General features: G+C 73.3%; 15 protein-coding genes. 5 read left to right on the top strand and 10 right to left on the bottom strand.

The window, feature by feature from the left end:
• Positions 1-18: 18 nt before the first annotated feature.
• The 4 genes from ACH4PU_RS32980 to ACH4PU_RS32965 all read right to left on the bottom strand — a co-directional run bounded on the left by ACH4PU_RS32980 (position 19) and on the right by ACH4PU_RS32965 (position 3024).
• Positions 19-930 (bottom strand): phenylalanine 4-monooxygenase, encoded by a 912-nt coding sequence (locus tag ACH4PU_RS32980; protein WP_398280563.1) that lies wholly within the window; start codon positions 928-930, stop codon positions 19-21.
• Positions 931-980: 50 nt separating this feature from the next.
• The gene (locus tag ACH4PU_RS32975; protein ID WP_398280560.1) at positions 981-1199 is read right to left on the bottom strand and encodes a DUF397 domain-containing protein; all 219 of its coding nucleotides are present in this window, start codon (positions 1197-1199) and stop codon (positions 981-983) included.
• Positions 1192-2025 carry a Scr1 family TA system antitoxin-like transcriptional regulator gene (locus ACH4PU_RS32970; protein WP_398280557.1) on the bottom strand — a complete coding sequence of 278 codons (834 nt, stop codon included), beginning with the start codon at positions 2023-2025 and terminating at the stop codon, positions 1192-1194. The genes ACH4PU_RS32975 and ACH4PU_RS32970 overlap by 8 nt, the downstream gene beginning before the upstream one ends.
• A gap of 111 nt (positions 2026-2136) precedes the next feature.
• Positions 2137-3024 carry an alpha/beta hydrolase gene (locus ACH4PU_RS32965; protein WP_398280554.1) on the bottom strand — a complete coding sequence of 296 codons (888 nt, stop codon included), beginning with the start codon at positions 3022-3024 and terminating at the stop codon, positions 2137-2139.
• 94 nt (positions 3025-3118) lie between these two features.
• Here ACH4PU_RS32965 and ACH4PU_RS32960 point away from each other — a divergent pair, with 94 nt between their 5' ends.
• A complete protein-coding gene (locus ACH4PU_RS32960; protein WP_398280552.1) occupies positions 3119-3937 on the top strand; it encodes a TetR/AcrR family transcriptional regulator C-terminal domain-containing protein in 819 nt (272 codons plus the stop codon).
• A gap of 3 nt (positions 3938-3940) precedes the next feature.
• On the opposite strand, the gene ACH4PU_RS32955 is transcribed toward ACH4PU_RS32960, so the two are convergent.
• Together ACH4PU_RS32955 and ACH4PU_RS32950 are read right to left on the bottom strand one after the other, a co-directional pair.
• Positions 3941-4141, bottom strand: coding sequence for a hypothetical protein (locus ACH4PU_RS32955; protein ID WP_398280549.1), 201 nt, complete (start codon positions 4139-4141; stop codon positions 3941-3943).
• Positions 4142-4507: 366 nt separating this feature from the next.
• Positions 4508-4672: a hypothetical protein gene (locus ACH4PU_RS32950; protein ID WP_398280546.1), complete on the bottom strand. Its 165-nt coding sequence runs from the start codon at positions 4670-4672 to the stop codon at positions 4508-4510.
• Positions 4673-4833: 161 nt separating this feature from the next.
• On the opposite strand from ACH4PU_RS32950, the gene ACH4PU_RS32945 reads away from it, so the two are divergent.
• The gene (locus ACH4PU_RS32945) at positions 4834-5325 is read left to right on the top strand and encodes a peptidylprolyl isomerase (protein ID WP_398280543.1); all 492 of its coding nucleotides are present in this window, start codon (positions 4834-4836) and stop codon (positions 5323-5325) included.
• A gap of 173 nt (positions 5326-5498) precedes the next feature.
• On the opposite strand, the gene ACH4PU_RS32940 is transcribed toward ACH4PU_RS32945, so the two are convergent.
• Both ACH4PU_RS32940 and ACH4PU_RS32935 read right to left on the bottom strand, forming a co-directional pair.
• A complete protein-coding gene (locus ACH4PU_RS32940) occupies positions 5499-5879 on the bottom strand; it encodes a hypothetical protein (protein ID WP_398280540.1) in 381 nt (126 codons plus the stop codon).
• Positions 5880-6048: 169 nt separating this feature from the next.
• Positions 6049-6678: a TetR/AcrR family transcriptional regulator gene (locus tag ACH4PU_RS32935; protein ID WP_398280537.1), complete on the bottom strand. Its 630-nt coding sequence runs from the start codon at positions 6676-6678 to the stop codon at positions 6049-6051.
• A 189-nt stretch (positions 6679-6867) separates the two neighbouring features.
• On the opposite strand from ACH4PU_RS32935, the gene ACH4PU_RS32930 reads away from it, so the two are divergent.
• Positions 6868-8106 carry a hypothetical protein gene (locus ACH4PU_RS32930; protein WP_398280534.1) on the top strand — a complete coding sequence of 413 codons (1239 nt, stop codon included), beginning with the start codon at positions 6868-6870 and terminating at the stop codon, positions 8104-8106.
• Between the two features lie 120 nt (positions 8107-8226).
• On the opposite strand, the gene ACH4PU_RS32925 is transcribed toward ACH4PU_RS32930, so the two are convergent.
• Positions 8227-9216, bottom strand: coding sequence for a LacI family DNA-binding transcriptional regulator (locus ACH4PU_RS32925; protein WP_398280766.1), 990 nt, complete (start codon positions 9214-9216; stop codon positions 8227-8229).
• A 234-nt stretch (positions 9217-9450) separates the two neighbouring features.
• On the opposite strand from ACH4PU_RS32925, the gene ACH4PU_RS32920 reads away from it, so the two are divergent.
• Positions 9451-10440, top strand: a complete 990-nt coding sequence (locus tag ACH4PU_RS32920; RefSeq protein WP_398280531.1) for an ROK family protein — start codon at positions 9451-9453, stop codon at positions 10438-10440.
• A 324-nt stretch (positions 10441-10764) separates the two neighbouring features.
• The gene (locus ACH4PU_RS32915; protein WP_398280528.1) at positions 10765-11802 is read left to right on the top strand and encodes an NUDIX domain-containing protein; all 1038 of its coding nucleotides are present in this window, start codon (positions 10765-10767) and stop codon (positions 11800-11802) included.
• A 720-nt stretch (positions 11803-12522) separates the two neighbouring features.
• Here ACH4PU_RS32915 and sigJ read toward each other — a convergent pair.
• A complete protein-coding gene (gene sigJ / locus ACH4PU_RS32910) occupies positions 12523-13416 on the bottom strand; it encodes an RNA polymerase sigma factor SigJ (RefSeq protein ID WP_398280525.1) in 894 nt (297 codons plus the stop codon).
• Positions 13417-13702: the final 286 nt, after the last annotated feature.

Below are 13702 nucleotides of genomic sequence, written 5' to 3'. Positions count from 1 at the left end.
GCCTGCCGACAGGTTCCGTCACCGGAACGTACCCGAGGGCGGAGGCCCGGGGCAGTCCCGGTGCGCACTGTTCCGGCCGGGGAGCGCGCTGTCGTCGTCGAGACCGTCCAGGAAGGCGGTCAGGGTGTCGGTGACCTCGTCCAGGCTGCGGGCACTGAAGAGCACGGGCTGGTAACCGGTGATGGTGTAGCCGGTGGTGAGCACCGCGCCGATGTCGAGCGGCCGGATGAGGCAGCGGTGGAGCTGCCGCATCTCGCCGTGGGAGGAGAGCAGGGCCGCGCCGTAGGCCCTGGGCCGGCCGCGCTCCTCCAGGACGCCGTACTCCAGGGTGAACCAGTACACGTCGCTGATCATCTGCAGCACGTCCGGGTTCCCGATCCGCGTCGCCGCCTGCCCGACCAGCCGGTAGAGGTCGGCGAACCGCGGGTGGGCGAGGTGGATGCCGTGGCCGAGGACGTCGTGGATGACATCGGGTTCCGGCGTGTACAGCGGCACCGCCGGGTGACGCACGAACTGCACCGCGTGGAAGTACCCGTGGGCCATCGACCCGAGGAACCGCTTGTTGGCGACCACACCACCGGCCAGGGTGAAGTCGAAACCCGTCAGGGCCCGGAGCCGCGTGCCGACCTCCGTGTGCTGCGGGATCCCGTCCGCCGGGATCGGAGCCTGCTCCCTGGCCCGCAGGGCCACCCGGCAGGCATGCTCGGTCTGCGCCCTCCACACCGCGTGGTGAACCCTGCGCCAAGTCCGGTGCTCCGCCCGGGTGTAGGTCACCGGCGGTGACGGGTCCCCGACCCGGTGGTCGCGAGCGCGCGCGGCGATCGCCTGCCGGCGCCGCAGGTAGGCCGGATCGGCGAACCCCGGATGCGCCAGGGCCGCCCCCAGCCGGCCGTCGGCCGCGACGGGGGTGCGCGACTGCGTATCGGTCACACATCGATGCTGCCACGGCGGGCGCCCCCGAACCGGCCGGGTCCCGCCTACTACCGGGGGGCGAGGCCGCCTTCGGCGGTGAGCGCGGTCACGAAGGCGGACCAGGCGGGGGTGGGGAGGGTGAGGGTGGGGCCGGTGGGGGTTTTGCTGTCGCGGACGGGTATCAGACCCGGGTATTCGTCGGATACCTCAAGGCACTGGTCTTCGTCCATGCTGTAACTGCTGCTTCGCCAGGTGGTTGTGTGCTGGTCGGCGGGGAGGCTAGGCACGGTACTTCTCCTCGATCACTTTGCGGATCAGCGCAGTTGTTGCCTCGCGTGATAGAGCCCAGGCCTGTAGAGAATCGTACAGGGATGCGTACTCGGCAACCTCTGGTGGTTGGGTGATGTAGAAGCTTCTGGCGATTCCGGGGCGTTGCACGACGGATTGACCACTGCGGAGCGTCAGGATCGTCGTCCTGCCCAGGCGCATCAGACCGCCGGGCGGCGGGACGTGATCAAACGCCAGAATATGCAGGCGAATATGCGGCTTTTCGGCTGCGGCCAGGAGATGAACCAGCTGATCCCGCATGACCCGGTGATCCCCGATGCGCCAGTGCAGAGCGGTTTCCGTGATGAGCCCGTGGAATTGCGGTGGCTCGGGCCCTTCGAGTAGGGCGCGCCTTCTCTGGCGATACCTGACCTTCTCCTCCAGGTTGCCTCCGGCCTCCGGCAGCCCGGCCTTGAGGAGCGTCGTCAAGTAGTCGTCTGTCTGGAGCAGTGCGGGGACGGAGTCGGTGTACTGGCGGAACCTCACCGTGCGCGACTCGTAGTCGAATTGCCGTTTGGCCCACTTCGCGTCCGGGCTCTCCTGGATATCGTCCCAGAGGTCGAACAGCGAGCCACCTGCCCCGAGAACCTCGTCCAGTTCCTGAGCCACTTCCTCAGTGGGGAAGCGCTCGCCCGACTCGAACTTCGCGATCGCGCTGTACGACAGGAAGACCTGGTCCGCGACCTCCGCCCGGGTCAAGCCGCGCTCGGCGCGCAGCTCCCGCAACCGTGCCGCGTAGCGCGCGATGACGCCCCGAGACGGGTCGAGCCGTTCCGGATCGGACATGGTGAGAACCCCCCGGCGGTGAGCTGTGGCGCGGCCGAGCTTATGGGGCGGGGTGGGACGTCCGAGGCGGAAACGGAGGCCGGGGGACGGCCGGTTGACGTCAAGACGCCCTCACCTCGGTGGACGTACGGCGCCGTCCAGGGCGGAGCGTGAAGCCGCCAGCCAGGGAAGCAGCACCGGCAGGACATGGGGCGGCTGCATCGCCTGCGTGTGGTCGAGGCCGTCGAGGAGACGGACCGTCCAGCCGGCGGACGCCAGTTCCGCGCGGCCGGCCGCGACCGCGCCGCCGATGTCCACGGTGACGCCGCCCCACCCTTCCCCGTACGGAATCGTGTCGGCGGAGCCGGCGAAGCACAGGCACGGGCAGTGCAACCGTGTCAGCGCCGCCCGTTCGTCGAAGTCCCGCAGCGCCTCGTAGAGCGTCACGAACTGGCGCGTCTCCGCCGCGGTGGCGGATACCTCGACGGACGACCAGTCGTAGTCGTCGGGGGCCGTGGTCCCGCCCGCAGTCTCCCGGGTCCCGGCGGCGGAAGCCGCCATCGAGTGCGCGGCCCGCGTGACGCGCAGCATCTCGGCGTACGGGCCGCCGAGGGGCGGGAAGCCGCCCATGGCCAAGGCCGCGAGGCGGTCGGTGCGCAGGGCGAGTTGGAGGCCGCTCAGTGCCAGCCAGGAGTAGCCGTAGTAGGCGAAGCGGTCGGCACCGGCCGCGTCGGCGACGGCCAGGAGGTCGGCAGTGATGGTGTCCGGGGTGAGGGCGTCCGGCCTGGGGTGGGCCATGAGGTGCTGCTCGTAGGCGAAGGCGGCGACCCGGAACCGGGCGTCGGCGAGGCCGCGTACGAGAGACCGGCCCAGGTCCGGGTCGACGCCCCAGCGCCGCAGCTCCTCGGCGCGCGCGCCGTCCGCGGGGCGCGGGTCGACGGGGAGCAATACGGTCACGGGCCCGGTCCCGTGGACCTCCACGGGGAGGGCGCTTCCGTCGTGGAGCCTCGCTTCGATCACGGCTGTCTCCCTGTTCCGGCCGGTGGCGGCCGATTCCGTAGGGCGTAAGGTGTTCGGCGGGACGACAATAACGTAGGGCGTAAGGAGATCAAAGGTGAGCATCATCGCCGGACAGGGCGACCCGACCGCGTCCATGACGCTGCTCTGGGGCGGCCGGCCGGGCGAGCGACCCGCGCGCAGAGCGCCGGGCCCCAAGCCCGGGTTGAGCGTCGACGTCATCGTGGAGGCGGCGATCGCGGTGGCCGACGAGGCGGCGTCGGCGGCGGGGCTGTCGATGCGCACGGTGGGGGAGCGGCTGGGGTGTTCGTCGATGGCGCTGTACACCTATGTGCCCGGGAAGGCGGAACTCCTCGACCTCATGTACGACCGAGTGCATGCCGAGTTCCCCACCGACCGCGCGGTGGACGGCGATTGGCGGGCGGCGGTGACGGCGTGGGCGGCGGACCTCAAGGCGTTCTGCCTGCGGCACCCGTGGGTGCTCCAGGTCTCGTACGCGCGCCCGGTGCTCGGTCCGCACGAGCAGGCCGTGCTGGAGGCGCTGCTCCGCGCCCTGTCGGGGACCGGGCTGCGGGCGGGAACCCTGCGGGCCGTGGTGAGCTCGCTGTTCCACTTCGTGCACGGCTCGGCGCGGACGACGGCCGAGGCGCGCCGGGCGGCGGCCGTGACCGGCGTTCCGGACCGGGACTGGTGGGGCACCCGCGCGACGCTCCTGAACGAGCTCGCCCCCGATTTCGCCGACCGCTTCCCGCTGTCGACGCGGCTCGCCTCCTTCCAGGGGCCGCCCGCGGGGGACGGGGATCCGGCGGACGTGTGGGAGCGCGAGACCGATGCCGTCTTCGCGGCCGGCCTCGCCGTCCTCCTCGACGGAATCGAGGCGGCGGCCGGATCGGGGGAGGCCGGATCGGGCCGCTGACGATCAGGAGGACGTGGCCTGGGCGAGGGGTTCGGCGGCGTAGTGGCGCAGGAGGAGGCAGGCGTTCTGGATGAGGGAGTCGGGCAGGGTCCAGCCGCTGCTGACGAGGGCCGTGACGGTGGTGCGGCGCGCGGGGCCGAAGCCGATGAAGGCCGTTGCCGTCCGGGTGCACCCTGGCTGGAAGAAGAGGTGGGCGCGAGCCACGCCGCGCTGAGCGACAGGGCGCGCCCGTCACTTCCGTCGATGCGCTTCACCCGATCGTGCACGGCGGCCGAGATCACGCGCAGCTCGACGGGCTGCCGGCCGTCCACCGGAAGCCTCCGAAGGGCTTCGCGGACCGCCTCGCCCTCGTCCGGCGCCATTACCGGCGCGCCGCGCGACAGCGCGGGTGCCGGGGCGTCGCACCCCAGCACCCGGACAGCCGCCAGGGCCGTGTCCGCCTGCGGAGCGGATGCCAGGAACCCGGCCGGCGGCTGATGCCCGTGATCTGTCAGGGCCGAGTGGACCGCCGCTGCCGGCTCGTCCGTGGCCGAGGACAGGTCCGCGCTCGCGGTAATGACGGCCTCCTCGCTACGCCGGGTCCTTCGGCTCCTCCGGCCCCAGAAGGTGGGGCAGAGCGGACATCGGCATGAAGGACGTCATGGCCCCGACAGGCGACTCAGCGGGGATCATCGCCTCGACGACATCCAGTGCGAGATCCACTTCTTGTTCGAGCACCGCTGCCTGCGCCACCATGACGTCACCTCTCTCCACGGGGGATGACACGCCTCGGAGGCGTGCCGGCGGCCGGGAACCGGCCTTCCTCGCAGCCTGAAGCGCCCCTCACGCAAATACATCCCGAGCCGTGGGGGCGGGGCCGGATTGGGCGACGCGCCGAAGGATGTGAGGATGTGGCCATGCACAATGTTTTTTTCGACATCACCATTGACGGCGAGGACGCCGGCCGCATCGTCTTCCGGCTCTTCGACGACGTCGTCCCGGAGACCGCGCGCAACTTCCGCGAGCTCGCCACCGGCCAGAACGGCTACGGCTACGCCGGTTCGGCCTTCCACCGTGTCATCCCGGACTTCATGCTCCAGGGCGGCGATTTCACCGACGGCAACGGCACCGGCGGCAAGAGCATCTTCGGCAAGTCCTTCGCCGACGAGAACTTCACCCTCAAGCACGACCGGCCGTTCCTGCTGTCGATGGCCAACCGCGGCCCGAACACCAACGGTTCCCAGTTCTTCGTGACGACCGTCGTCACCCCGTGGCTGGACGGCAAGCACGTCGTCTTCGGCGAGGTCGCCGAGGGCCAGGAGCTCGTGAAGCGGATCGAGGCGCTGGGCTCGCACAGCGGCGCGCTGAAGGCCGCCGTCGTCATCAAGGAGAGCGGCACCGTCGCCTGACGTTTGCCGCCGCGAGCAAGACGCACGCCGAACGCCTGAGTGCGGATGCTCAGGCGTTCGGCGTCTGCCGGCGGAGAGCGTGGGCTCGTGCGTACGCGCCGCTGGGCCGGCCCCCTGGCAACGTTCGCCGGCGACCTGATCCCCTCCCGGGTGTCAGTCCGAGGGAGGGGCTGTCAGATCAGGTCGTTCCGACGCAGCCAGGACGGCCGTTTCGGTACGCCGTCCGCGTCCACGGCGGTCTCGACCGGCGCGGGCGCCGGGGCGGCGGGCTCCGCCGGGGCGGCGCTGTCCTCCAGCAGCTCCGCCAGCGTGAACCGGGTGGCATGGGACTGCCACGAACCGTCGACGACCAGCAGAAAGCCGTCACCGCTACGGAAAAGGCGGCGGCGCTTGTGGTTGAGGGGGTGTGCCGGCCGGTAGTTCCGGGCGATCTTCTCCAGCCGCGCCAGCGCGTACGCCCGCTCCCCCCTCACCTGCGCCAGCACTTCGGCCTCGATGTGCTTGCGGTCCCCCGACCCTGTGGTCGTTTCGACGATCAGTCCCCACATCGCCATGCCCCGCCCTCTCCCTTCGTCAAGGGGGACCCTAGCCCGCGGTGACGGCACCGGCCACGCCTGGCCGAATCGGTCCGGAGGCGCGAGCCGGCGGGCGCCGCTCAGCCTGCGGGCAGGCGGGCAGCGCGCGTACGGCAGAGGCCGTGGCGCGCACGTGCGCCGGAGGCCGTCACGCGCCTTCCGCCGCCACCCGGGGCCGCGCGGTCTCCTCGCCGGACTCGCCCAGGGGGCCCGCCGCCTCCCAGGCCGCCTCGATCATCCGGAAGACCTCGTCCACCGCCGCCTCCGGGTCGGCCGCCTCGCGGGCCAGCGAGTAGGCGTCGATCGCGAACCTCGCGACCGCCCGGCAGGCCGTCGGGGTCCGCGACAGGCCGGGCTCGGCGGCGATGGCGGTGGCCAGCGACTCCGCGTGGCGGAGCCGCATCGACTCCTCGTACTCCCGCAGGGCGGGCGATGCGTCGATCATGCGCCAGACCGGAGCGGCGCCGTCCGCCGTGCAGTGCCGTACCAGGGCCTGGATCTCGCGGCGCAGCGCGGGGATCAGCGGCTCGTGCGGGGCCCGGTCGGCGACCGCCCGCGCGAGGCGGTGCTCGAAGTCCGCGTCCTGCTCGAACACGAGGGCCTCTTTCGAGGCGAAGTGGGAGAAGAGAGTGGTGACGGCCACGTCGGCCTCGGCGGCCACGTCCCGGATGCCCACCGCGTCGTACCCGCGCTCGAGGAAGAGCCGGAGGGCGGCGTCGGCGATCTTCTGGCGGGTCGCCGCCTTCTTGCGTTCGCGGCGTCCGGGGGGCGCGGTCATGCGCTCACACTAGCAAATGCGGAGGTGGGACGGTTTGTGAAAGCTAACCGTTAGCGCTTCGAGGGGATGGGCCCGGGCGAACCCCCGCCGCCAGGCCGGAAAGCACCTACGGGGGGAGCCCCTCCTTTGCCATGAGAGGCATGTGCCGCTTGCATGTGTCCTGCCGTACGGCATCTCACAGAGGGGGGCATGGCTGTGCCAAGACCCAAGGTTCATACGGCTGGACGGAGAACGGTCACCGCGTGGGGCGGGGCGAGAGGTGCGGCGGCGCTGTTCGGCGTCGCCGCACTCGTCGTCCCGGCGGCGCCCGCCGGGGCGGCGGTGGCCGCGGCGCCACCGGGCGGGGTGGAGCGGGCCGCCGCCGGGCACGGCACCGTGTCCGGCCGGGAGCGGACCGCCGGTGCGGAGACCGCCGTCAGGGATTCCGACGTGCTGCTGGCCGGGACCCGTACGACCGGCGGAGACGGCGCGCCCGGCGCGGGAGGCGGCTGGTGGACCGTGTCCACGGCCGCCGAGGACGGCGCGCGGCCGTACGCGGTGTGGGCCGGGCGCCTGGACGGTACCGGCGAGAAGCAGCGGATCAGCCCCGACGACGGCCGCCACCATGTGCACCCGGTCACCGACGGGAAGACCGTGGTGTGGTCGGCCTACCAAGGCCGGTGGTGCTACCTCCTGGCACGGCCGGTCGACGGCGGGCCGGTACGGCAACTGGACGCCGGCCAGGGCATCGGCTGCGCCTACACCGGGCTGGGCGTCGAGGGAAAGACCGTGACCTACACGGACGTCGGCTACAAGAGCCGCCCGACGCGCGCGATGTACCTGCGCATGGGTGAGGGTGATCCGGTCCCGATCCCTCCCGCCGGGGGCGGAAATCCCCGGACGGTCTCGACGAGCAACCCGTCCCTGCGCAACGACAGGATCGCCTTCGACGACTGCAAGTACACCGGCAGCACCGGCACCCTCTGCCGGATAACCGTCCTCGACGTCACCACAGGCCGGCGCACCGTGGTGGCCGACGCCAAACTCCCCGCGCCGACCGCCATCACCTCCCGGTACGTCTACTGGCTGGAGACGGAGGACCCGGGGTCAGGGCCCGGGGCGCTGCACCGGGTGAACCTCGACGGCTCGGACCCCGTCGTCGTCAGCCCGGCCTCGGGCGAGGACGCCCTGCGCATCGACGGTCTGACCGCCTCCGACGACGCGGTGACCGTCGCCGCCCGAAGCGCCGACGGCACGGCGGCCCCCGAGACCCCGGTCAGGCTGTGGCAGTTCTCGCCGGACGGCTCGCGCCGCGAGCGGGTCTCCTGCGACGGCGGCGACCAGGTGTCGCCGGCCTCCGCGGGAGCACGGCAGGTGGTGTGGATCGACACGACCGGCGGCTCGACCGACCTCGTGACACGCACACGGCCGGCCGGCACCTGCGGCTGACCCGTCCAGGGCCGCCGAACGGCCGAGGCCACCCGCGGAAGCGCGGCGGGCACGGACAGCGGAAAGGCTCCGAGGAGGCCGGACCACCCGGCCACGGGGGACGAGGGCCGGGAACCCCGGTCAGCCGTCCACCGGCGGCAGTTCGCCCGAGCCGCGCGCGATCAGGCGCGTCGGCAGTTCGACGCGGCGGGCGTCCGCCGCGTAGCCGTCGAGGCGCTGGAAGAGGAGCTCGGCGGCGGTGCGGCCGAGGCGGGTGGGGTCCTGGGCGATGACCGTGACGCCGGGGGAGAGCAGGTCGGCCAGTTCGAGGTCGTCGAAGCCGACGAGGGCGACGTCGTGCGGGAGTTCGGACAGCACGCGGACGGCGGCGGCGGTCACCCGGTTGTTGCCGGTGAAGAGGGCGGTGACCGGCGCCGGGCCGGACAGCATGCGCAGCACCTCGCCGCGCACCCGGTCCGGCGCCGTCGGTCCGAGCGAGATCCAGCCGTCGTGCACCGGCAGCGCGGCGGCGTCCATCGCGGCCCGGTAACCCCGCAGCCGCTCGGTCGCGGTGTGGATGCGCGGCTGGTCGCCGATGAAGCCGATCCGGCGGTGGCCGTGGGCGATCAGGTGCGCCACACCCTCGCGGGCGCCGCCCGCGTGGTCGGAGAGGACGGTGTCGGCGGATATCAGCCCGGCGGGACGGTCGACGAAGACCGTGGCCACGCCCGCCGCCATCTCCGGTTCCAGATAGCGGTGGTCGGCACCGGCCGGGATGACGACGAGGCCGTCGACGCGGCGGGCGCAGAGGGCGAGGGCGAGTTCGCGCTCCCGCTCGGGGTCCTCGGCGCTGGAGCCGTTGATGAGCAACGCGCCGTGGTCGCGGGCCACTTCCTCGACGGCGCGGTTGAGGGGGGCGTAGAACGGGTCCGCCAGGTCCTCCAGGACGAGTCCGACGGACGAGGTACGGCCCTTGCGCAGCACGCGGGCGCTGTCGTTGCGGCGGAAGCCGAGGGCGGTGATGGCGTCCCTGACGCGGCGTTCGGTCTCGGCGGTCACGCCCGGCTCGCCGTTCACCACCCGGGACACCGTCTTCAGTCCCACGCCGGCGCGCGTCGCCACGTCCTTCATGGTCGGCCGGGTCCCGTAGCGGGGGCGGGGGCTGTGGGCGGTGTGGGGCACCTGGCGTGTCCTCCATGACCGTTGAGTGCCGACGGGTGCCGGCGGGTGCTGTGCGCGGTGTGTGCGTCGAACGAGCATAGGGCCTGGACAACGTTGTCAACAGTGGCCGAGACTGGCGGGAAAGCGACGGCCGGCCACCCGGGGCCGGCCGCGCCGCGAGTGGAGCAGGAGCGACCGTTCCCCATGCCGTCCGCCACGCCGCCCGACACCTCGTCGTCCGCCACACCCACCGCACCGGGCGCGCTCGTCGCCGCTCTCGACATCGGCGGCACCAAGATCGCGGGTGCGCTGGTGGACGCCGGGGGGCGGCTCCTCGTCCGTTCCCGGCGCCGGACCCCCGCCGAGGGCGACGCGGCGGTGGTGATGGGCGCGGTGGCGGAGGTGCTGGACGAGCTCGCCGCGTCCGCCGACTGGCGGCGGGTGCGCGCGGTGGGCATCGGCAGCGCCGGGCCCGTGGACGCCTCGCGGGGTACGGTCAGCCCGGTCAACGTGCCGGGCTGGCGCGGCTTTCCGCTGGTGGCGGAGGCGGGACGGCGGGTCGGCGGGCTGCCCGTCGTCCTCGTCGGCGACGGTGTCGCGATGACCGCCGCCGAACACTGGCGCGGCGCGGCGCGGGGCCGGGCGAACGCCCTGTGCATGGTGGTGTCCACGGGGGTGGGGGGCGGTTTGGTGCTGGGCGGACGGCTGCATCCCGGGCCTACGGGCAACGCCGGCCACATCGGCCACATCAGTGTGGACCTGGACGGCGACCCCTGCCCCTGCGGAGGCCGCGGCTGCGTCGAACGCATCGCCAGCGGGCCGAACATCGCCCGCCGGGCCGCCGAGTCCGGCTGGCGGCCCGGGCCGGACGGGGACGCGGGTGCGGCGGGCGTCGCCGCGGCGGCCCGCGCCGGCGACCCCCTCGCCGTCGCGTCGTTCGACCGCGCCGCCCGGGCGCTCGCGGCCGGCATCGCCGCGACGGCGGTGCTCACGGAGATCGAGGTCGCGGTGGTGGGCGGCGGCGTCGCGGGCGCGGGGGACGTCCTCTTCGCCCCGCTGCGCCGGTATCTGCGCGCGTACGCGACGCTGTCCTTCGCCGCCGGGGTCGAGGTCGTGCCGGCCCTGCTCGGCGGCGACGCGGGAGTGGTGGGCGCGGCGGCGGCCGCGGCGGAGGCGGTGGGGGTGTGGGAGTGAGGCGGTGGCGGCCGGGGGAGCCGCTGTCGTAGGAGTGGTGGGGCAGGGGGTTTCGCCCGGGGCCGCGTGGGAAGCCGTACGGTCCGGTGTTCGCTGCCGGCGCTCGCGGTCGGTGCTACTGCCGGTGTCCGCTTGCTCGTGAACGGTGGGGAAGTCCCGGGACTCCTGAGAGACTTGGTAGTACTCGAGACCCATGGGGTTCCCGGGAGGCCTGAACCGTACGACGGGTGCGCCGGTGAACCGAGGGCCCCATCCCGCTCGTCCGTCCTTCCGTGGCAAGGTGTTCCGGGCATCGCAAGGGGGCCGCTCGGAGGAGGGGGAACCGTGATCGTCTGGCTGAACGGCGCTTTCAGTGCGGGAAAGACCAGCACCGCGAGGGAACTGACCGGGCTCATGCCGGAAAGCCACCTCTACGACCCCGAGATCGTCGGCGGGGGGCTGCGGCATCTCCTGCCGCCCGCGCGGCTGGCCGAGGTCGACGACTACCAGGACCTGCCGATCTGGCGGCGTCTGGTCGCCGACACCGCGGCGGCGCTGCTCGCGGAGGTGGGCGGGGTGCTCGTCGTCCCCATGACCCTGCTGCGGCAGGAGTACCGGGACGAGATATTCGGAACGCTCGCCGCCCGCCGGATACCCGTCCGGCACATCCTGCTGGCCTGCGATGAAACGATACTGCGCAAGAGGATCGACGGCCGGGTGGAGTTCCCCGGCGACCCGGTCGGCAGCGAGGCCGTCCGGCAGTGGGCCCGGGACCACGTCGACGCCTACCAGGAGGCGCTGGCCTGGCTGTCGGACGACGCGTTCGTCGTCGACACCGGACGGCTCACCCCGCGCGAGGCGGCCGAACGCGTCGCCCGGGCGGTCCGCGACGGCTCCGCCGGGCCGTGCCAGATCGTCGAGACGCCCGAACCGAAGGCCGAGACCCTGGCCGCCGGAGTGCTCCTCTTCGACGAACACGACCGCGTGCTGCTCGTCGACCCCACCTACAAACCCGGCTGGGAGTTCCCCGGCGGCATCGTCGAACCCGGCGAGGCGCCGGCGCGGGCCGGCATGCGCGAGGTCGCCGAGGAGATCGGCATCGAACTGCCGCACGTTCCCAAGCTGTTGGTCGTGGACTGGGAACCGCCCCGGCCCCCCGGCTTCGGCGGCCTCCGCTTCCTCTTCGACGGCGGCCGGCTCACCGAGGCCGAGGCCCGCCGCCTGCTGCTCCCGGGCGCCGAACTGCGCGGCTGGCGCTTCGTCACCGAGGACGAGGCGAGCGCCCTCCTGCCCCCCGTCCGCCACCGCCGCCTCCGCTGGGCCCTCCGCGCGCGCGAACGCGGATGCCCGCTCAACCTGGAGGCGGGGGTACCGGTTGGGTGAGACGGCAGCGGGGCGCGGGCGCGCGACGCGTCCCACGCTCCGCCGGGCGGCGTGCCCATGACGACCGCCGGAACCGGCGACGGGCCATGCCGCACGCCGCCGGTCACGCCAACGGGCACGCCGGGCACGCGGCCGGCCACACCGCCTGGCACGTCGCTTGGCACGTCGCCGGGCACACGGCCGGAACAGCGGACCACCGTCTCGGAAACCGTCACCTACCCGGCGACGTGCCCCGACCGCGGCGCTGCGACGGACCACCACGGCGTCCAGACCCTGCTGACGGACGGCGGTCTGCGGTGGTCCGTGGAATCGACCCGCACGGCCTGCGGAACGGCGTTCGCCGCGTGCGGCGGGGAGGTGCCGGGCGAACTGCGGGACCGGATGCTCGCCGAGCACGGGCCGGCGACGCCGCGCGTCCGCACCCCGCCGCCGACGCCCGCCGTGATCACGCGGGTCCTCCGGGCCGCGCTGGGCGTCGACCCAGCGGGCGCGAAGGCGCTGTCGCGCCGCGTACTGGACGGTGACTGCTCGGGGGCCCTCCCCGAGACGGAACTCCTGGCGAGGGAGCTGCGCGCATCCGGGGTGGACGCCGTGACGGAGCGGCCGGGGCGGCGGGGCGGGCGTCGACCAGCTCCGCCGGCCCGCCGTGAGCACCACCGACCGGGCGACCCCGCCGCACCCATACGGCCAGCGGCGGCACGACGGCACCCGGGCCCGCCCTCAGTGATCGAGCACCGCGAGATCCAGCGCGGCCAGGCGCTCCGGGTCGGTGAGGATGTCGAGGGCGACGATCCGGTCCGCCACGACGGTGAAGGCCATGACCGAGAACGGCGTCCCGCCCGCCGTCGCGACGACTCCGGCCGCGCCGTTGACGAGCGCCGGGCGCGCCGCCTCGGCGACCCGCGCGAACCGCGACGCCTGCCGGGCCACGGCCTCCGCGCCGCGTACGACGTTGAACGTCCGCGCGGCGCCGCCGTCCGACCGGGCGACGACGTCCGGGTCCAGCAGGTCCACGAGCGCGTCGAGGTCGCCGCCGCGCGCGGCGGCCAGGAACGCGTCGACGACCCGGCGCTGCCGGCCGAGGTCCGGGTCCGGGGCGGGGGCCGAGCCCTGCACCCGTCGGCGGGCGCGGCTGGCGAGCTGCCGCGCGGCGGCCGGGGTACGGCCGACGACCGGCCCGATCTCGTCGAAGGGCACGGCGAACATGTCGTGCAGGACGAAGGCGAGCCGCTCCGCCGGCGCAAGCGACTCCAGCACCACCAGCAAGGCCAGCCCCAGTGAGTCCGCCAGCAGCGCCTCCTGCTCCGGATCCACCCCGTCCGCCGCGCTGACCACCGGATCGGGCAGCCGCAGCCGCTCCTCCATCGGCTCCTCGCGCCGCGCGGTGCGGCTGCGCAGCATGTCGAGGCAGACCCGTCCGACGACCGTCGTCAGCCACCCCCCGAGGTTCGCCACCTCACCGGCGTCCACCCGGCTCAGCCGCAACCACGTCTCCTGCACCGCGTCCTCGGCCTCGGCGAGCGATCCCAGCATCCGATAGGCGACCGCCCGCAAATGCGACCGGTGCTCCTCGAACCGCCGTGCCAGAAACTCGGTGTCGTTCGCGCTGTCCATTCCTCGCCGTTCTGCTCGCGGTGGCGCCCTCTCATCTCGCGCGCCGCCTGATTGCCCGACCGGAACACTGACGCGCCGGGCGGCACGGATGTGACAGCGACGCGGAGAACGTGTGCCCGCTCACCTGCTCGTCGGCTCGATGGCACGCGTCCCGCAGCCAAAGGGAAGGAGATACTCCATGTGCTCCTTTGAGAGCGCACGGTATTGTCCTGCGTCAGGAGGAACCGGTGTGCTGACATTGCGTGAAGAATTAACGGCGTTGTATGTGGGTGAAGTTGAGCCGGCG

This window comes from Streptomyces sp. NPDC021100, assembly GCF_044333095.1.
Lineage (GTDB): Bacteria > Actinomycetota > Actinomycetes > Streptomycetales > Streptomycetaceae > Streptomyces.
Note: the sequence above shows the minus strand (reverse complement) of the source record. Positions and strands in the feature narration are given on the sequence as shown.